Raw genomic sequence first — 20,086 nt, forward strand, 5'->3', positions numbered from 1 at the left:
AGCGTTCTTTGGCTATCCAAAACAATGTACTTCAAAGCACTCCGCTCATTTCTAAATCGTTACCTGTCTACATCGCGCCAAACGGTAACCTCTTACTTCTCAGCTAGATAACCCGAAACCGAAAAATTGTACAGGAGAAAGGGTAAAAATCAAACATCGGTGGATCCAAAGTGTACCGGCAGGCATTTTCGATGGTCGTGCTTTGTTGCGGATGTAGGTGCGAGCCGACAGAATACAAAAGAGTAGGGGGAAAACCACACACTTGGTTTTCCCCCTACTCGATCTTGTCTGATATCGTTGCTTTTTATCAGAAGCTCATGAAGGTGAGTAGCGTCACGAGCAGTGCGAGGATCGCATACAACTCTGGGAAGACAGCCATGACCATAGAGATCGCAAAGACGTTGTGCCCGTCGGCTGTTGCAGCGATACCATTGGCCAAAATCTGACCTTGCTTAAGTGCACTGGCAAGACCTACTGCACCAAGTAGAAGTCCACAGAGTAGGATAGCGGCGGCTACCTGGAAGGACATATCCGGGCTGATCAGCGTACTGGCAAAGTAGTACCCGATAAATCCATAAAGACCCTGTGACGAGGGTAGTGCGGAGAGACCGATGTACTGACCCATTTTGGAAGGGTCTTTTTTCATCGCGCCGATGGCCGCTTTTCCGCAAAAAGTAAGTCCTATGGCGCTACCGATACCTGCGGCTCCTACCATTAGAGCGACGCCCAAATAGGACATGATCATTGTTGTTTCCATAAAAATCTAGTCTTGTATACTCTTTAGTATGTTTTAGAATTGGTTTGTATGATTTCGTGATTTTTGAGGAGTCATTCATTGTCGTCCTCTACTGTGAGTTGCTTGAATGGCTCGTAGGGCTTGCCACCGCCCTCGTACTCTGAGTTGTTGAAGTACTCGACGTAAGTCAGTCGGATCGGGTGGACTAGGGCACTGATGATGGTGAGCCCAAAGTTGATGGTATGGCCTATCAGCAGGATGAGGAGCCCGACCGGTACGGCGATGTACCAAGCGACACCGTCGGTTACTTGAAGTGCCAGGCTATTGAATACTTGCCCCAAGATAGCTCCAGTAAGTCCGATTGCGAAGAGTCGAATGTAGGAGAGCGTGTCGCCGAGCAATCCGGACGCCACACTGTAGGTGTTCCACAGCCCGGTGCCGATGTTGGTGAATATATTTTTTCCGGGGCTGTTCCACGCTAGTGCGATGAGGATGCATACTCCAGCGATTCCCCACAGTACGTACTTAGCCCAAACGGGGACCGTGACTTGAACCATCGGAAGCCCGACCAGCAATAGCAACATCACGATGAGCGTGGGCCAAGCAAAGGTGGAGAGAGACTTGCTCAGTCCCTGCTGGGCTTTTAGCTTGAAAGCGGAGACGTATTTGGCAAAGACGATTTGGACCATCCCTAACGCCAAGGAGATGACCATCATGTTGTTGGAGTCTATGAAAAACGAGCGTATGGATGCCAAGAAGTGAACTTTCACTAGCTCAATCCCGAAGAATGATCCTGAGAAGAAGCCGATGATGGTGCCGGAGAGTCCGAGGTACTGCACGAGCTCGATAAGCGACTTTAGAGTGGGCTTTGCTTTTGCCTTGAAAATAGTGGACCCGATAAGCAAAAGGAGTCCGTATCCTGCATCGCCAAAACAGATTCCGAAGAAGAGCATGAAAAATGGCGCAATGAAGGGAGTCGGGTCAAACTCATTGTAGTTTGGCAGTGAAAACATCTTTACCAATGGCTCAAATGCACGGGTAAAGCGGTTGTTTTTTAGCTCAATGGGGACATCGTCCGTGTCGGAAAACTCAAGCTCGGTATAGGCAATGTCCAATTTGTCCAAGGTCTCTTCCAGAAGTTTGGCTTTTGGCTCGGGGATCCATCCTTCCAGGATTACCAGCTTGTCGTTGTACAATCTTTGCCCTTGATAGTAGGCGTTGTCGAGGTTGTACTCATTTTTGAGCCGTATCTCCTCCTCGTCCACTATATGGGATTGGAATGCAAGGTAGGCCAGCTTGTCCTGCTCTTTTTTGATCAGCGAGGTAGAGGTCTCAAGTGCTTCGTTGAGGGCCCCAAGGCTAATGGCCGGTATGGTGACCGCTTCGGCGAATTCCGGCACCGGTGCGACTCCGTCATTGTCAATGGTGACGAAGTAAATGGATCGTCCGACTGTGGTGATGACCAGTAAATCCTCACGTTGCTCCAGGTCTGCGGAAAATTGTGACTTGAGAGCCGTCCAAAAGCGGATGGTATGCCCGGACTCTGAAAGAGCCTTCAGTAACTCTGGGTCAAAGTCGCCCCATGCCAAAAGGTCTCTGTACTCTTGTTGCTGGTGCGTGTGCCTTTTTTGGAGGTCTCTGATATGGCTGTCAATCTCCCCTATGGTGGCGACAAACTTGTCGTAGTCCCGATAGGCGGATTGATCAATACCCTCATGCGGAATAGCCTCAAACGTCTGCTCGCGCTCCATCGGATAGTTGCTCCTGATTGTGGACAGCCGTGACTTTAGGCGCGTGAGGTCGCTCAGCTCTTCCCCAATGGTGCGTATTCGCTCGATCTCCTTGGGGTCAGTGTTGTTTTTGATATGCACGACCCCAAGGGCTTTTAGCTTTTGGAGAAAGGCTGTGTACTCGGGTTCAAAGATGAAGAACGAGTATTTTCGCATCTTTTCTATCATAGCTCTTGTACCTTAGTGGCCTTTTTTTCTAGGTTTTCTCTCATTATTTTTTGGGATGCCTTAGAGAGCGACTCTTCATCCTCGAGGTAGCGCTTGATCTTCCGGATAGCTTCTTGGAACCCGGGTATCTGTACTTTCTCAAAAAGGTTGACCTTTTGGGTCGTCTTTCGTCTTGCGTGATCCAGTATCTCTAGCTCCAGCCTACCTACTTCTGCGCGGATGCCTAGTGTGGCCATGTCGCGGATGAGCTGTGTTCCCTCCATGAACCATGAGGGGTTGGCCATCAGACTGAATGGCTTAACCTCAAACTCAATGTTTTTGAGCTCCGGTACAGGGGTCCCTGCTATTTTTCTCACCTCCATATGGACGTTGGTGACGCGAACCAAAGTGGGGTCAAATTCACTCCACAGAGCGACCAGACTGTCGTAGCTCTGTAGGCTTCTCTCCAGCTCATTTTCCAGCTCATCAACCTCCTTTCGGACTCGCTTTACCTCCATCCGAAGCGCACTTTCTTTGCTCTTGATGGTCGGTAAAGCTCGCTCTCGCATCCGCAGGGCTTTTTGTTGTTGCTGGAGCGAAGTCTTATTGTATTGAAACTTTATACCCATTCTATCTTTAGGATAAGACGGTTAGGCGTTGTTGGGCTCTGTCTTTGGAGCTTCTTGGGTTCCGACTTTTTTCGTCTCTTTCGGCCAGTATTTGTCGACAAATTCTTGGCGGATGTTTACCTCTGTGGGAGTGAAGTGGCGTGCGAACAACTTCCAGGCAGTATCCAGCATCTCCGTGGTATTGATGTTTACGTCAATAGCGAGTAGGTCGTTGGTGTACTCTTCTGCAAAGTCAAGGGCTCTTTGATCATAGTCCGTCAGATCAAAACCATTTTCCATCTTTGTCTGTGCATTTGCCGCATCGGCATAGAGACGCACTGCTGCATTCATCACCTGTGGGTGGTCTTCTCTGGTCTTTTTCCCAATGACTTGTTGCTTCAGACGAGATAGCGAGCGGAAGGGGTCGACAATGACTTTGCCAACATTGCTGTCGTGCCGGAGGTATAGCTGACCCTCTGTGATATACCCCGTATTGTCCGGTACTGCATGCGTGATATCCCCACCGGAGAGGGTAGTTACTGCAATGATGGTGATAGAACCTCCATCGGGGAACTGTACCGCCTTTTCGTAAATCTTGGCAAGATCGGAGTATAGGGATCCAGGCATCGAGTCCTTGGATGGGATCTGGTCCATCTTGTTGGACACAATGGCTAGGGCATCGGCATAGTTGGTCATGTCCGTAAGTAGCACTAGTACTTTTTCGTGCTTTTCGGTTGCAAAATACTCTGCCGCGGTGAGTGCCATATCTGGGATCAAGACGCGCTCAACTGAAGGGTCCTCTGTAGTGTTGATAAAGCTGATGATGCGACTAAGCGCTCCGGCGTTTGAGAAGGTTTTCTTGAAATAGAGGTAGTCATCGTTGGTCATACCCATACCTCCTAGGATAATCTTGTCGGACTCGGCTCGGAGAGCCACTGTCGCCATCACTTCATTGAAAGGCTGATCCGGGTCGGCGAAAAAGGGGATTTTCTGCCCGGTTACGAGGGTGTTGTTGAGGTCAATTCCGGAAATTCCGGTTGCGATGAGTTCTGATGGTTGCTCACGGCGAACTGGGTTAACGGATGGTCCGCCAATCTCCACCTCTTTTCCCTCTATGGCCGGCCCATTGTCTATGGGCTCGCCATAAGCATTCATGAACCGTCCGGCTAGACTTTCGCTGACTTTGAGACTAGGGGCTTTCCCCAAGAATACCACTTCGGCATTAGTGGGGATATTTTCGGTTCCACTAAACACTTGCAGGGTGATTTCGTCCCCAAAGATGCGGACAACTTGAGCCATTCGGCCGTCAATGATGGCCAGTTCTTCGTTACCCACACCTTGAGCATGGAGAGTGCAGGTAGCTTTCGTTATCTTGGAGATACGCGTATATATTTTTTGGAATGCTTTTGTCGTCATGGTCTAAATACTCTTATGCCTCTGATTTTGTACGCTTGCGTTCTTGGAGTTGGTTCTCCAGTTGCTTCTCATAGCCCTTGTATTGGTCACTTTCAAATTCAGAGTAGTTCATCTGCTTCATGGTGTTGATGATGTCCTTGAAAAACACTGATACTTCTGTAAAGTCGGCAAAGTCAAAGCTCTTGTTGCAGACATCCAGTACTTTTGTGAGCATCACCTGTTGCCGTTTCAGTGGGCAAAGCTGGTCTATTTTGTCAAAAGCATCTTGCTGGAAGATAATAAAATCAAGTAGCTCTGACTTCCAGAAGATCTCATGGTACTCTATCGGAACTCCGTCATCACCAAGAATGTTGATCTGCTCGGAAATCTCCTTGCCTTGTATCATTCTTCGTTTGGCCTCATTGACCATATCTAGCCAGCCCGGCTTGGTGATACCAGTGATGTACTCTTCAAACTCCGGGTACTCTAGGTATTTGGAGTAGCTCTCTATAGGGTTCACAGCTGGGTATCTCTTCCGATCTGCTCGATCTTGTTCAAGTGCATAAAAGCAACGTGCCACCTTTTGAGTATTTTCAGTCACAGGCTCTTTTAGGTTACCACCTGCAGGTGATACTGTTCCGATGAATGTGACAGATCCGGTTTTTCCATTCTTGAGATGGACGTACCCGGCACGTGCATAAAAATTGGCAATAATGGCTGATAGGTCCATCGGAAATGCATCAGGTCCTGGAAGCTCCTCCAATCGGTTGGACATTTCTCTCAATGCTTGTGCCCACCGTGATGTGGAGTCGGCCATGAGTAGCACTTTGAGCCCCATGCTCCTGTAATACTCTGCAATGGTCATTGCTGTATATACAGATGCTTCGCGAGCGGCAACGGGCATGTTGGAAGTATTGGCGATGATGATGGTTCGCTCCATCAATTTGCGTCCCGAGTGTGGGTCTTCCAGCTCTGGAAAGTCCTTGAATATCTCAACCACCTCATTGGCGCGTTCACCACATGCAGCCATAATCACGATATCTGCCTCTGCTTGTTTGGAGATAGCGTGTTGGAGGACAGTTTTGCCCGTTCCGAAGGCACCGGGGATAAATCCCGTCCCGCCCTCGACAATGGGATTCATGGTGTCGATGCACCGTACTCCGGTCTCTAGGATCTTGTAGGGTCGAGGTTTGTCTGCGTAGCACTTGATGGCTCGTTTCACAGGCCACTTTTGTACCATTGTCACTGAGTGATCGTTTCCCTGAGCGTCAGTTAGCGTGGCTATTTCATGATCAACTGTGTACGCACCGGCTTTTGCCAATGATTTTAGGATGTACTGTCCTTCAAAAACAAAGGGAACCATGATCCGGTGGGGCTGACCATTTTCATTCACTTCACCTAGCCAACTTCCGGCCTCTACAGTTTCGCCTTCCTGTGCTAGTGGGTGAAAATCCCATAATACACTACGATCAAGTGGGTCTGTGTACTGTCCGCGACTCAAAAAAACGCCTTCCATCTTGTCAAGGTCGTTTTGGAGACCATCGTAGTTTTTGGAGAGCATGCCTGGGCCTAACTGCACCTCAAGCATGTGTTGTTCAAAAACAGCCGTGTCTCCCACTTTCATACCGCGAGTGCTCTCAAAGACTTGAGCGTTGGCGTATTTACCATCTACTTTGATTACCTCGGCCATCAAACTCTTGCCTTGCACAGCAACGTAGCATATTTCATTTTGTGCTACCGGGCCATCGACCTCGATAGTGACGAGGTTTGATACGACACCTACTACTTTTCCCGTTGTTTTCATTATGTATATGTGTTGTCTTATCTGTCTTGCTTATTTCCTAAACCTGCTCTTTTTGCTTTTTGTCATCTCTTTGAAGGCCTCCAGGTCATTTTTCCCCTCCTTGTTTAGCTCTTCTATAATTGAGCGAAACGTCTTTTCACCTTGTTCCTTGTCTAGTTGGCTCCATCTGTGCAGTATCCGTAGCTTAAGGTAGTAGGCCATCATTGCGTTGATAGAGAAAGAGTCTGCAAATGTAAGGCTATCCAGAAAAGTCCACTTGAAGAGATCAATCTTACGCTCCTTGAGAGAAAGATCCTGCTCCTCACTGATCTGACTGATGGATTTGACCACATCCCCCTCCTCTAGATAGCTGACATCCCCCCAGCTCCCCGACCGAAGTAGCTTGACAAGCTCGCTCTCTCCTATGATCATTTTTTTTGCATCTAGGTCAAAGCGTTTCGCGGTAATAGCTGCAAGAATCAACGTGATATTCCTATCCAGAGTTGTCCACACTCTAAGAAAATCATTGCCCACTTTTTGTACGTGACGGTAGTACATGTATTGGAGCAGGTCTTCATAGAAAAAATCGGAGGGGTGATCTGTGGCCTGATCCATTAGGTATTCGTGAGCGAAATCAATCATGTATGCCGGGAAATCGCTCTTCCTGATACCCTCTTGCCCTTCAAATGGGTTAGGGGTATCTAGTTCTTTTTCTCGCAATAGTTTTACCAATGCCAATATCTTGTCCTTACCAATCGCCAAAGGTTCGTCAACACGATAGGCCTCCTTCCCGCCTAGTGCCGCAAGAAGTACCGCATTGTCGTGAGGTAACAAGAGTAGATTTATCTGTCTGGCATCCTCTCTTGTCGTTTGCCTCAGTACTTCACTCACGAAAGTTGAGGCAGTGTATTCAGTACCTTTGTGATCGTCTATTTTGAGTGTGGGTAGGGACGCACCAAGTGTATAGTACTGGGCCATATAGTGTTGGTCGTTCTTATCCCTCTTGCGAGGAGGTGTTGTCAAAAAGAAGTTTCCTCAGAGAGGGCCGCAAAAACTCCCTAAAATAGCTCAGAAAAGCCTCCTTGCTGATGCTGATCTTGTAGTTTCCGGATTTGGGTGCTATTTCAAATTCAGTCGGACATCCTTGGACCTCTTTTATGTTAATCCCTTTTTCTAACAAGTGACTTGCTTTGCTTTGAAAATATGCTGTGAGTTGTTGGGCATCCGAGGTGCTGATCGTAAGGCCATTGCTATTTTGCTCAATCATCTGCTCACTCATTCTTAGCACGATATCATAAAAGGCTTCTGCCGATGAAAAAGCCTCGTTGACTCCATCAGTAACAGCTTGATTTGCCAAGAGGTCTGTCAATTCTGTCTCCAGAGCTTCTCTTGCAGATGAAACACTCATCCTTATTTCTCCTTCTGCCTGCGCTTTTACTTTTTCTGCTTCCGCTTTAGCTTGAGCAATAATCTCCTTTGCTTTATCCTGGGCCTCGGCTATGATTTCTTTTTTTTCGGCTTGGGCAGATGAGATAATGCTTTCAGCCTCACTGGTTGCCTTCTCAACCCCATCTTTGTAAATTTTTTCAGCAAGTGCTTGGATTTTGTCGTTCATACTATGGTGTGTTGTTATGCTTATTCCTGATAAAGGCTCAGTTTGTTAGGTATATCTTTGGATGTAAGAAGTGGTTATGCAAACTTACAGAAAAATGAATGAACTTATGTGTCGGTTACGCTCCACGTTTGGCTTAATACCCTTTATAGGGCAGACGATATTTTTCCTCTCGATCTTCTTGAAGGATGTTGAGATAGCTTTGGAATCTAGACCAAGCTATTTCTCCTTTTTCCAAGGCTTCTTGGACTGAACACCCAGGCTCGTGAGTATGGGTACAGTTGTGAAACTTACACATCTTGCTTTTCTTAAAAATCTCGGGAAAGTAATGGCTGATATTCTCTTCATCAAAATCCAGTGTTCCAAATCCACGAATCCCAGGTGTGTCAATGATATAAGCATTGGGAGAGTAGGGTACCGGCATCATTTCAGAGTATGTGGTCGTGTGTACACCGGTATTGTGTGCATCAGAGATTGACCTAGTCGGAAGAGCTGCTCCGGGAATTAACCTATTGATGATAGTGGACTTGCCCACACCGGAGTGTCCGGTGAACAGAGATACACCATCCTTTAGGAATGTTTTGAGTTGCTCCATGCCGATGCCTTTCTTGGCTGAGATTTGAAAGCACGGGTAGCCGATCGCTGTATAGGTCTTGGTTAGGCTTTGAAGTTCTTCGGACTCGTCTGCTTTATATCTGTCAACTTTGTTGAAAACAATAGTGGCTTTGACATTGTAGGCCTCACAGGTAGCCAAAAAGCGATCAATGAAGGTCGTTGAGGTTACGGGATAATTAATTGTCGCAATGATCAGTGCTCGATCCAAATTGGCAGCTATCACGTGGGCTTGCCTAGATAGATTAGTGGCACGTCTGATGATATAGTTCTTTCTAGGCAGAATCTCAACGATCCAGTGATAGTCATTCTCACTGTGTCGCTCAATAGCTACGTGATCACCTATGACTACAGGGTTGGTGGTCCGAGTATTGTTTTGTTTGAAGTTCCCCTTCAGCTTTCCTTGCAGTGCACCTATGGTCGTTTGTACGACATAAATGTTGCCGGACGTATGTGTTACTAGCCCTTCAATGTGGCTTTTTTCATCATCGCTTGTCACGCCGGATCTGAATATATGTTTGGGTTGTAGTGACCTAGGACCAAAAACACACGGGGCAAAAGGGCTAGATTACCCTTGGCCTCGTGTGTTCGGTCTGTTTTTTATGTTGATTTTGAGGTGCCCATCACTCGTCTTATGAGTTTTAGACGGTCATGATTTCCTTTTCTTTCACATTGTAGACTTCGTCAACTTTTTTGATAAAGTCATCATGAATCTTTTGGATCTCTTTTTCTGTATCACGCGCTTGGTCTTCGGACAGTCCGTCCTCCTGAGCCTTTTTTATCCTGTCATTGGCATCACGACGGGCGTTGCGTATCGACACCTTGGCGGATTCACTTTCGGCCTTAACTTGTTTTGCAAGTTGCTTCCGTCGTTCTTCTGTCAGTGGAGGAAGGGTGATTCGGATGATCTCTCCATTGTTTTCCGGGGTAATCCCCAGCTCTGAGTCCATGATCGCTTTTTCGATATCGCGTAGGATCTTTTTTTCCCAGGGTGTGACAATGATTGTCTTGGCATCCGGTACCACTACGTTCGCAACATTGCTCAGTGGAGTAAGATTCCCATAGTACATTATGCGAATATCATCCAACAACTTCGGATTGGCTTTGCCTGCTCGGATCTTGCTTAGCTTCTCTTCGAGAAAGCTAATAGTGTCTTTCATGGCTGACTGAGTCGCCTTTAGTATCTGACTTATTTCATTCATGTTTTGAGCTGTGATTCTGTGAATGTCATCTATACAAGTAAAAATGGAGTCTTCCTATCTTACTTATCCCAAAGATAGATATATTCCCATCGTTCTCCAAATAGTACTCGGAAAAGCGTGAATAGTGCCGCTTTGGCCCCTCTGGCTTCCTCATTTACCGGGCTATATTTCTCCAGTCCTCATAATCAGACTTTTGTGTCTGCGTTGTTGTCAAGAAGACGCAGAAAAATTGATGCCCTTTCTTTCTTACCCTTTTTCTTTAGGAATCAATGAATTAGACTTACTGTATTCGGGCCTTTCGTGATTGCTCGCAAATGGCAGAGAATCAGCCTGTTTGTATGAGGCCTTTTTTGACGGATAATAGCAATCTGTTTCACGGATAGAAGCAAAAGTTTTCACGTATAGAAGCAAAAGTTTTCACGTATAGAAGTAAAAACGATATGAGACTAGTACGTTCGTGGTTGCTTTGCTTAGAGTAAACTAAAGTCGGTGATGCTAAGGTATTTGTGGCGTTGAAGTGGCATCCAGCTCTTTGACACTCCTTATGAGCTCTTGATAAATAGGAGATCTATACTCCGTTTGCAAGAGGTATGGTAAATCCGCTCCATCTCTCAGTAGGGCTCGGATTTTGGTTGATGAAATGTCAAAATAGGGAGTGTCTTTCAAAAAAATCACTTGTTTGTATTTTGATCGTTCTTTCGGTGTCGAATATCCCGGTCTGGCACAAACGTATATGGTCGTCATGGATAGTAGCTCGTTTGCCCGGTGCCATTTGGGAAAACTGATCCAGCTATCCATACCCATCAGAAGAGAAAAGCGATGGGCCGGGTATTTTTTTATCAGGTATTCGAGGGTATTAACCGTATAGTTGGGCTTGGGCAACTCTTGCTCGATAAGTGAAAGTTTTAGCTTAGGGTGCCTGCCAAGCACTTGTTGTGCCCATCTGATGCGAAGCTCATCAGGGAGTAGATAAGCATCATGTTTGAATGGACTTTTTGGAGTCAGGGTCATCCACAGTTCGTCCACTTCCGATCGTGTCTCTATGAGATAGTTGGCTAGACACAAGTGCCCAACATGCATCGGGTTAAAGGAGCCAGGGAAGAGGAGAATGTGTTGAGCTTTGCCCGCAAGAAAACTTTGCACAATGCTGTATGCTACTTGGCAGGCCTCCTCTAGGTCGTCGTTGATGACACGATGGTCAAACTTATCGGCAAAACTCAGCTCGTAGCTCGCTTTGTCGAGCCGCTCCTCAATTTTGTGTAGATCATCGGTATTCCTTTTTATCAGCCTATCCCTCAGAGCCTCAATGCTTGGTGGCTGTATGAAAAGTGTGCAAGCACGATCGCCATAGGTCTTTTTTACATTGAGAGCTCCCACCACATCTATATCCAGCAGGACATTCTGGCCATTGGCCAGTGCACGGTCTACTTCACTCCGCAGTGTGCCGTAATATATGCCTGGATAGACTTCTTCGTACTCTAGAAAATCTCCTTTTCGAATACGTTCTTGAAAATCATCTGTTGATAAAAAATAGTAATGGACTCCATCTTCCTCATTTCCTCTTGGTGGACGAGATGTGGCTGATATGGAAAAGGTTCCTTGGACTCCATAGTCATTTGTGAGTCGATCAATGATTGTACTTTTTCCTGATCCGCTGGGGGCCGAAAAAATGATTAGTTTGCCAGATTGACTCATAAGACGTTGAGGACTTGCTCTTTTATTTGTTCTAGGTGGTCCTTCATTTTTACCACGATTTTTTGGAGCTTTGCGTGGTTGCTCTTTGAGCCTAGAGTATTGATCTCTCTACCCATCTCTTGTGCAATAAATCCCAGCTTTCTACCTTGACCCGGTGTAGAAATGTCGAGTGTTTCGCAAAAATAGTGGAGGTGGTTGGCAAGGCGTGTCTTTTCTTCATTCACATCCAGCTTTTCTATGTAGTAGATCATCTCTTGCTCAAGTCTTCCATTGTCATAGTCGGTGTCCAGATATTTTTTTAGCCCATCTTGCAGACGTTGCTTGATATCAGATATCCTTTCTTCTTCGTACGGCTTGGTCTGCTCAAGGAGTTCCGAGATGGCATCAATATTTGCTCTAAATACCTTTTCGAGGGCCTTACCTTCTTGAATTCTAAATTCATTGAGGTTTTTAATTGCCTCATCTAGTGCGTTGAGTACCAGCTCCTCTATTGATCTTGTCTCTTCTTCCGAAGGATTGGGCACGGCTGTGGCCCCCGGCAATGACATTATTAGCCTAAAGGGGTCACTGGGGCAAGGAACACCAGACTCTTGACTTACCTTTTGAATTTCGGACCAATAGTTTTGGAATATGCTTGGGTTGAACTGTATGTGTGGGGTTTCTGAGAGTTCTTCAATGTTAATAGAGACGTCTAGTTTGCCACGCTCAAGTTCTTCAGCAAGCTTTTTTCGGATAAGCATCTCAACGTGCCTCAACTCATTGGGCATCCTAAGACTGATGTCGGCTTGTTTACTGTTTAGAGAACGAATCTCTATGCTGATTTTTCGAGATTCTGTTTTGGCTTCTGCTTTACCAAAGCCGGTCATCGAGTGTATCATAATATTTTGGGGCAGGGAGTATTAAGTGGTAGTTTTTACAGAGTTTGTGTCAGGTGATCATTTGATTTTGATACCAAAATCGGGAGGGTGTGTCAAAACTTTGATTTGACACACCCTCCTACTTTCAGTTTAGAGGTAGCGACCGTGGCAGTTTTTGAACTTTTTTCCACTACCGCAAGGGCAAGGGTCATTTCTACCAATCTTTTGTTCTGCCACATAGGGCTGTTGCTTTTGTTGAGGTCGCGAGGCATTTTGGCCTGCTTCATATCTAGCTTGTTGGGCTTCTTGGTATTCGTCCTTTTGTTCGTGATAACGGTGGCGATTTCTTGAGCTTGGATTATCACGTTGTTCACTCACTTGAAGGTTCTTTTGTCCTTCTTCTTGAGCCGGAGCTATATTTAGGTGCCCACGCATGATGATTTCGCACGCTTTTTGGTTCATTTCTTCCACCATTTCGCGGAATAGTTCGTAGGACTCGACCTTGAATATCACCAGCGGGTCTTTGTTCTCGTAGGATACATTCCGGACAGCTTGTTGGAGCTCGTCCATATTGAGGAGGTGTTTCTCCCATGCCTCATCAATAGTGTAGAGCAAGATCGTTTTTTGGAAGGCTTTGCCAAGGCTTTTTGAGTGTGAGTCTACCGCTTCTTTCAGGTTAACCGATATATTGTACATCAACTTCCCGTCTGATATGGGGACATAGATGTTCTCAACTTGGTTTCCATGTTGTTGGTAGAATGATTGGAGTATAGGATCTGCTAGTTCTGCCAATCGACTCATGCGTCGATCTAGGGCCTTAATGGCTTCCTCCAGTACAAGGGTAGTTATTTCTGCGGGAGACTTTGCTTTAAATACCTCTTTCGCTTCGTCCGGAAGCTCCATGGCAAAAGTCTTGTAGATATCTAGCGTGAAGTCTTCGTATGATCCACCTTGGTGTTTTTGGACAATGCACTCAGCGGTTTGGTAGAGGGTGTTTATTACGTCCATCCCTATACGTTCACCCATGAGGGCATGGTTGCGACGTGTGTAGATTACTTTTCTTTGTGCGTTTTTCACATCATCGTATTCAAGAAGATGCTTGCGGACACCAAAGTTGTTTTCCTCTACTTTTTTCTGCGCATTTTCAACAGTTTTGCTAAGTTGTCTGCTCTCCAGCATATCGTCGTCCTTGAACCCCATAGTGGATAGCCACTTGGCCATTCTGTCTGATCCAAAGAGTCGCATCAAACGGTCTTCCATGCTGATGAAGAATACGGAGCTACCCGGATCTCCTTGTCGACCGGCACGACCTCGTAGCTGACGGTCTACTCGCCTAGACTCATGCCGCTCGGTACCGATAATGGCCAAACCTCCGGCATCACGGACTTCTTTTGACAGCTTGATATCTGTACCACGACCCGCCATGTTTGTTGCAATCGTAACCGTACCTTTTTGTCCCGCCTGTGCTACAATCTCTGCCTCCTTTTGATGCAGTTTGGCATTCAGTACATTGTGGGGGATCTTTCTGAGGTTAAGCATCTTGCTAAGCAATTCGGAGATCTCGACCGAGGTGGTGCCGACAAGTACCGGACGTCCTTCGCCTATAAGCTTTTCAATCTCATCAATCACTGCCGCATATTTGGCTCGACTGGTCTTGTAGATACGGTCATTTTCATCAATACGCTTGATCGGTCGGTTGGTGGGGATGACGACTACATCGAGCTTGTAGATATCCCAAAACTCTTTGGCCTCTGTTTCGGCCGTTCCAGTCATTCCGGAGAGTTTGTGGTACATTCGGAAGTAGTTTTGTAGCGTGATGGTCGCTTTTGTCTGTGAGGCTTTTTCGACCTTGACATGCTCTTTCGCCTCAATCGCTTGATGGAGGCCATCAGAGTAGCGTCGCCCGTCCATAATACGTCCTGTCTGTTCATCAACAATCAGGACTTTGTTGTCCATGACTACATATTGGTCATCGATTTCAAAGAGCGTGTATGCTTTTAGAAGCTGTTGGATCGTATGTACTCGCTCACTTTTGATGGAGTATGCTGTCAGCATCTCATCTTTTTTTGCGGCTTTTTCCTCGGGCGAGAGATTTTGGTTCTCAAGATCCGACATTTCCGATGCGATGTCCGGCAATATGAAAAAATTAGGATCATCAGAGTTCCCCGTCAGTAGATCTATCCCTTTGTCAGTTAGTTCGATCTGGTTATTCTTTTCATCAATGACAAAGTAGAGTACATCTGTAGCGGTATGCATTTCACGGTTGTTGTCAGCCATGAAATACGCTTCTGTCTCCAGAAGTCTTTTCTTGATACCCTCTTCGCTTAAAAACTTGATTAGAGCCTTGTTTTTGGGCAATCCTTTGTAGCTCCTAAAGAGTTGTACATAGCCCTCATCCTGTATGGCTTTGTCATCACTTGCAATTTTTTGTCGTGCCTCTGTGAGAAGCTTGGCGGCTAATGTCTTTTGAGCATTGACTACAAGCTCCACATTCCCGCGAAATTCTTCAAACATCTGGTCACCTGTGCTTTCTACCGGACCAGATATGATAAGCGGGGTACGAGCATCATCTATCAAGACGGAGTCCACCTCATCCACAATGGCATAGTTGTGCTTGCGCTGGACAAGATCTGCAGGGCGTCTAGCCATATTGTCACGTAGATAGTCAAAACCGAACTCGTTATTTGTACCAAAAGTAATGTCGCAATTGTACGCAGCACGACGTTCGGGTGAGTTGGGCTCGGTCTTGTCAATGCATGCCACACTTAGCCCGTGGAACATGTATAGAGGACCCATCCATTCGGAGTCACGTTTTGCCAAATAGTCATTTACTGTGACCATGTGTACCCCATTCCCAGTTAGGGCATTTAGGAATACAGGTAAGGTAGCCACAAGTGTCTTTCCTTCTCCCGTGGCCATTTCTGCTATTTTCCCTTGGTGCAAGACCACACCACCGATGAGTTGCACATCGTAGTGGATCATGTCCCATACAATGGGGTTTCCTCCGGCTTCCCACGAGTTTTTGTAAATAGCTTTGTCGCCTTCAATGCGGACAAAGTCTTTTGTCACAGCTAGATCCTTGTCAAAATCTGTGGCTGTAACCTCGATGGTCTCATTTTCACAAAAACGACGTGCCGTATCTTTGACGATTGCAAAGGCCTCTGGTAGAAATTCATCAAGCTTGACTTCCATCTTGTCCATGATGGTGTTTTCCAGCCGATCTACTTCCTCCCAGATCTTTTCTCGATCTGCAAGGTCCTTGTCATCTACCGATGCTTTCAATTCGGCAATCTTATTGCGTTCTTCTTTTACATAGTCTTGGATCTCCTGACGCATTGCAACTGTGCGTGCACGAAGCTCGTCGTTGCTTAGTTGGCGGATCCGATCAAACTCATTGTTGATCTTTGTGACATAGGGCCTTAGCTCCTTGAGATCTCGCTGTGATTTGTTTCCAAAAAGTTTGGTGAGGATGTCGTTTAATCCCATTGTATATCAAGTGTATTTAAGTGTTCGTGTTCGTCTTGTCGTTTAATCTCTTGCGTTGGCTCATTGAACCAATATCCAGTAAGACTTTTAGGGAGTAGGGGGGCGGATGCGTAGTGTGTGACAGATCGTATTGGACACCAGCCTTAGGTCAAGTGGAGCTTCCTCCTTTCCTCCTGCAATCGTCTTTCCCCAAATCATCAGTGGACTAACCACCGGGGCATAGCGTCGACTAGTTGTTTGTGAAACGTTGTCCTTCGATGAGATAGCCCATCCCGGAAGAATCCCAAAGACGACATTTCCACGGTGCTTATGCGACGAGATATTGAGGCTGGTTTGCCAAGCTCTGTTGGACTCCTCGGTTAGGGATCTCCGTTTTAATTCGGTGTTGGTTAGCGCATACTGAACTCCACTAAACTCAAGTAGGAAGTTTGCTACTTTAGTCTCAAGTTCTTCCGTATTTACACCATCTACTTGATTCAAAAAGAGCTGACCATCTTCTGTGATTTCCTTTACGATCCCTTTTTGAGCGTATTCGGCGGCTAGATACATGTTTGTGAGAGCGAGGCAGCGATCGGTGTAAAAAGTTCGTTGCGCTTTCACTTCGTCCATGCGTTCCGAGGCCATGGCATCTCCACTGATGATTAAGACAGCTCCCTCAGGCATGTGTTCTTTCAGTTTTTCGATCTCTCTGTATAGCCGATAGTAGCTATCCACCACTTCCGGTGATAGGTCACTTTTACCTTTGGCTGGGTCGACAGTATAATGAAGGGCGAGAAAGTCTGTGCTTTTGTCATTACCAAGACTGGCACTCTTGATGACAGCAATGGCTAGTTTGGTCACCTCTTCATTGATGAGTGGCGTTTGCTTAAACTCGAGTATTCCGCCAAATTGTCGATTGAGAGGATAGGAAAAAGGTTGCTTGGTAGGGTATGGAGCGAGCGTTTCGTATTGTGCCGAGTAGTTTGCCTCATATAGAGGCGCCCAAATCAGACCCTTGTCCAGCATAGCTATCGGACTGACTAGCTTGTCCACATACCAGGGCTTACCACTCTTGTAGTAGTAGGCCGAGCTTGCCCATTTTCCGGAATTGTTGTCGATCCAGAACACTCCGTCTGCATTTTGCCCTCCGCCTACTATCGCTTCTTCTGCATTTGGTGCAATACTAAAGACCAAACCTAGACCAAGTGTGGTTGATTTTATTTTATCACTAATCGTTGCGGAGGTAAGTGTGAGTGGTGATAGGCGATCAGCCGTAGCGTAACCAATATAGTCGGGGTCTGAAAAAACTGACTGATGACTGCTTATACGTCCTTGAGCATCACGGATTACTGGGTTGCGAGCCGGTATACCATTTTGTGCGGCGGTTGTCCCGGTGTGAAGTATAGCGACAGAGGAGACTGCATCGGCTTTTAGAAGAGGATGCTGTATATTTGTGTACAGTAGAGTGTGATCTTTTTCCAGCACCTTTGACAGATGCTCCTCAGCAGTAGCTTCCAAAAGATCGGTCCTAAAGCCTTCTACTGTCAGCATTACGACAAGTCGCGGTGCCTGGGCAGATATTTTGGCTGCTGGGCATGCCACCATCAGTGCTACCAGTGGCACCAGAAGTCTATTCATATATTGGTCCTCTTCCTCTCTGCTAGGATTTGTAACAAAAGATCAACGCCCACCAATAGAGCCAATATCGGCACTCCCTGTGGCAACACTTGCTTGTATCCGAGCATTAGATAAATCACTATTGCGACAAAGTTAATCAAATACAACCAATAATTCATGTGTACATATTTTTGAGTCTTACACCATACCGATGCGGACAAAACGTACCACATAGGATGTAGTAGGAGCATATTTGCATTGGGGTAGGTATGCGGATGTGCACTTACTAGAGAAAGAAACCAAATGATCACTCCACCGGTTCCAAGGACAAAATATATCAGTGACCGTAGGGTGGTCAAGCCTACCTTGTGTTTGTCGCCAAAAAAGAAAAGTAACGCATATCCCAGTGCTAGAAGCATGAACGTCAGCATAGGCCATGCAATGGGAGAAATATCTCGATTGATGTCACGGGTTTGGGGCGCATGCTCTATTTTTGCCAAGATGATAGCTTCACCGTTGTCCTTGCGGTATGCATGGTCTAGCTCTTGTAGTAGTAGGTTTGGCAAAAATGCCGCGTCCTTGATGGTCATCCTTTGATCAGACTTCCATCCCAAGCAAAGATCAGTCCCTACGGTGTACCACTGCGCTGGACGGCTCTGGTTGCGGATTGCTTCTCTGAAAGTTGGGATTTTACCGGAATCAATGTTGTACACTAAGCCGTTTGCCGTCTGTTCTATGAGATCGCGTGGTCTTGTGGCGCAGTTGTCAAAGTAAAAATTGTATCTATAGTCTCTGTTTTCCGGAAGAGCATTCTTTTTGAGTTTGTTTTCCAGCTTGGCACACTCTTCTTCAGAAAAATTGAGTACCTGCTCGGTTACACTACGCCCTTGCAGAACATACTCCAATAGAAAGTCCTCAAAGGAGGTAACTCCAAGCGAATACATTGGCTTACCCAGCATAAAGTTTAGGAAAAAGTTGTCCTGTTGCATGGAGAAGTAGCCGTAGTTGTATACCAGATCTTGTGTCTCGGTCCTGACTCTGAGTGCAGTATGTCCATATAGCAAAAACACATATTCATCAGTTGGACCTGCAGTGAGTAGACTGATTTGGGTCTTTGCGTAGCAACTTAGCCCAATGGCTGAAAGCAGGAAGAGAAAAAAAATCCGTTTCATACACGGTTGAATAGATAAACGGTGTCGGGAATATCATCAACGGTTAGGTTGTTATTGACTATTGCCCACTCTTTTGGAAAAAGTGTGTTGACTCGGTTCCCAATGTTTTTTACGATACAAAAAGGGTACCCCTCATAGGTCAGCAGATGGTAGCCTCTCTCGTGCCACGGGGTAATGGAGTGTCTTTTTAGTATGGCTATTGCCTCTTTTTTGCCTATACGGAGGTTAGGGTAGGGAAGCTTGGATGAAATAGATCGACTACAAACCCAACCTTGATGAGGAACAAAATCGTTTCCTTTTTGAGCACCCAATGGAACACCGGCAAGCAATAGATGTATGTTTTTGCTTTGCAGGTGTCGTACAAGGTCTTGACCGCGTTCGCTAAGTTGGTGCCAGCAGTCTGCATATGCACATAGCGGCGTATCTTTTCCCAAGGCTTCTTTTAGAAAAGCCGGTTCCCCCATCTGAATCGGCTTTTTGTGGGTAAGGTGCATCTGTTGATGTTCACCCCCTAGTTTTCGTATGCCAAAGATCGTGAATCCTTCGCTTCTCGTGGTGCCCGGTGAGAATCGATAGCCCTCTTCTGATCTTCCCTCTGGAAAGTTGGCAACATCAGGCAATACGATCTCTGCTTCAGGATGGTGCGCTTTTAGCCAGTGGATTTGGCCCTCATTTTCCTCCTGGTTTAGTGTACAGGTGCTGTAGATCAGCATACCCTCGTCCTCTAGCATATCCCATGCGGCGTCAAGGATGATTCGTTGTCTGTCCACACACATCCGAACATTTCCCGGCGACCACTCCCTTATCGCATCTGGGTCTTTCCGAAACATTCCTTCACCCGAACAAGGTGCGTCCACAAGTATTAGGTCAGCTTTCAGACCGGCCGCCTTAAGTGCTTCTGGACTAGCACATGTGACAATGCACTCGTCTGCGCCCCAGCGCAGTAGATTTTCTCTAAGGATGCGAGCGCGCTTGATATCCGGCTCATTGCATATTAGTAGTGTGTCAAGTCCAAAGGTATCTCTCAAGAGTGTTGACTTCCCTCCAGGTGCTGCACATAGATCTACGACGATTTTGGAATGCCTGTTCGCCAAGTATTGGCCCAAAAACATTGATCCTGCTTCTTGTACATAGTACACGCCTGTATGCCAAAGGGGATCTGCCGCAAATACCGGTCGTCGGTCAAGGTATATCCCTTCATCGCACCACAATACTTTGTCAAGTGCAAGGTCACTGAATGTGGCTTTGGCTCTGTTAATTCGGATAGATACTGGCTGTGGAGCGGATAGTCCCTCTTGGAGAATCGCTAGTTTGTCTACTCCATAGACGTCAGCATACTGGCGCACAAAGGCTACTGGGAGGTCTATCATCGGATTCTCTGGTATGGGAGGAGGG

15 protein-coding genes and 1 pseudogene are annotated in these 20,086 nt (G+C 46.4%); all 16 read right to left on the reverse strand.

Going from position 1 to position 20,086, the window contains the following annotated elements; all coding sequences use genetic code 11:
• Positions 1 to 307: 307 nt before the first annotated feature.
• Positions 308 to 757, reverse strand: a complete 450-nt coding sequence (locus AC1EK1_RS07850; protein ID WP_480306895.1) for an ATPase — start codon at positions 755 to 757, stop codon at positions 308 to 310.
• Positions 758 to 828: 71 nt separating this feature from the next.
• Positions 829 to 2,694, reverse strand: a complete 1,866-nt coding sequence (locus AC1EK1_RS07855; protein WP_480306897.1) for a V-type ATP synthase subunit I — start codon at positions 2,692 to 2,694, stop codon at positions 829 to 831.
• Positions 2,691 to 3,302, reverse strand: a complete 612-nt coding sequence (locus tag AC1EK1_RS07860; RefSeq protein WP_480306899.1) for a V-type ATP synthase subunit D — start codon at positions 3,300 to 3,302, stop codon at positions 2,691 to 2,693. Before AC1EK1_RS07860 ends, AC1EK1_RS07855 begins: the two co-directional genes overlap by 4 nt.
• Before the next feature lie 21 nt (positions 3,303 to 3,323).
• A complete protein-coding gene (locus tag AC1EK1_RS07865) occupies positions 3,324 to 4,697 on the reverse strand; it encodes a V-type ATP synthase subunit B (RefSeq protein WP_480306901.1) in 1,374 nt (457 codons plus the stop codon).
• 13 nt (positions 4,698 to 4,710) lie between these two features.
• Positions 4,711 to 6,480 (reverse strand): V-type ATP synthase subunit A, encoded by a 1,770-nt coding sequence (locus tag AC1EK1_RS07870; protein ID WP_480306903.1) that lies wholly within the window; start codon positions 6,478 to 6,480, stop codon positions 4,711 to 4,713.
• A gap of 30 nt (positions 6,481 to 6,510) precedes the next feature.
• Positions 6,511 to 7,437, reverse strand: coding sequence for a DUF2764 family protein (locus AC1EK1_RS07875; protein ID WP_480306905.1), 927 nt, complete (start codon positions 7,435 to 7,437; stop codon positions 6,511 to 6,513).
• A gap of 16 nt (positions 7,438 to 7,453) precedes the next feature.
• Entirely contained in the window at positions 7,454 to 8,074 is a 621-nt protein-coding gene (locus AC1EK1_RS07880) for a hypothetical protein (protein ID WP_480306907.1), read from the reverse strand.
• Between the two features lie 133 nt (positions 8,075 to 8,207).
• Positions 8,208 to 9,155, reverse strand: coding sequence for a ribosome small subunit-dependent GTPase A (gene rsgA, locus AC1EK1_RS07885; RefSeq protein ID WP_480306986.1), 948 nt, complete (start codon positions 9,153 to 9,155; stop codon positions 8,208 to 8,210).
• Between the two features lie 169 nt (positions 9,156 to 9,324).
• The gene (frr, locus tag AC1EK1_RS07890; protein WP_480306909.1) at positions 9,325 to 9,885 is read right to left on the reverse strand and encodes a ribosome recycling factor; all 561 of its coding nucleotides are present in this window, start codon (positions 9,883 to 9,885) and stop codon (positions 9,325 to 9,327) included.
• 495 nt (positions 9,886 to 10,380) lie between these two features.
• Positions 10,381 to 11,028, reverse strand: coding sequence for a nicotinate (nicotinamide) nucleotide adenylyltransferase (gene nadD, locus AC1EK1_RS07895; RefSeq protein WP_480306988.1), 648 nt, complete (start codon positions 11,026 to 11,028; stop codon positions 10,381 to 10,383).
• A pseudogene (gmk, locus tag AC1EK1_RS07900) lies at positions 11,014 to 11,580 on the reverse strand (guanylate kinase); the annotation flags it as partial. The gene nadD and the pseudogene gmk, both read right to left, overlap by 15 nt.
• Complete coding sequence (locus AC1EK1_RS07905) at positions 11,577 to 12,458, reverse strand: YicC/YloC family endoribonuclease (protein WP_480306911.1); 882 nt, start codon at positions 12,456 to 12,458, stop codon at positions 11,577 to 11,579. The pseudogene gmk and the gene AC1EK1_RS07905, both read right to left, overlap by 4 nt.
• A gap of 129 nt (positions 12,459 to 12,587) precedes the next feature.
• Positions 12,588 to 15,923, reverse strand: coding sequence for a preprotein translocase subunit SecA (gene secA, locus AC1EK1_RS07910; protein WP_480306913.1), 3,336 nt, complete (start codon positions 15,921 to 15,923; stop codon positions 12,588 to 12,590).
• Positions 15,924 to 16,010: 87 nt separating this feature from the next.
• Positions 16,011 to 17,540 carry an alkaline phosphatase family protein gene (locus AC1EK1_RS07915; RefSeq protein WP_480306915.1) on the reverse strand — a complete coding sequence of 510 codons (1,530 nt, stop codon included), beginning with the start codon at positions 17,538 to 17,540 and terminating at the stop codon, positions 16,011 to 16,013.
• Positions 17,537 to 18,691 carry a lipoprotein N-acyltransferase Lnb domain-containing protein gene (locus tag AC1EK1_RS07920; RefSeq protein WP_480306916.1) on the reverse strand — a complete coding sequence of 385 codons (1,155 nt, stop codon included), beginning with the start codon at positions 18,689 to 18,691 and terminating at the stop codon, positions 17,537 to 17,539. The genes AC1EK1_RS07915 and AC1EK1_RS07920 overlap by 4 nt, the downstream gene beginning before the upstream one ends.
• Positions 18,688 to 20,061: a methyltransferase RsmF C-terminal domain-like protein gene (locus AC1EK1_RS07925; RefSeq protein ID WP_480306917.1), complete on the reverse strand. Its 1,374-nt coding sequence runs from the start codon at positions 20,059 to 20,061 to the stop codon at positions 18,688 to 18,690. Before AC1EK1_RS07925 ends, AC1EK1_RS07920 begins: the two co-directional genes overlap by 4 nt.
• Positions 20,062 to 20,086 lie beyond the last annotated feature (25 nt).

It is taken from the genome of Porphyromonas sp. C0026D3, from assembly GCF_056590775.1.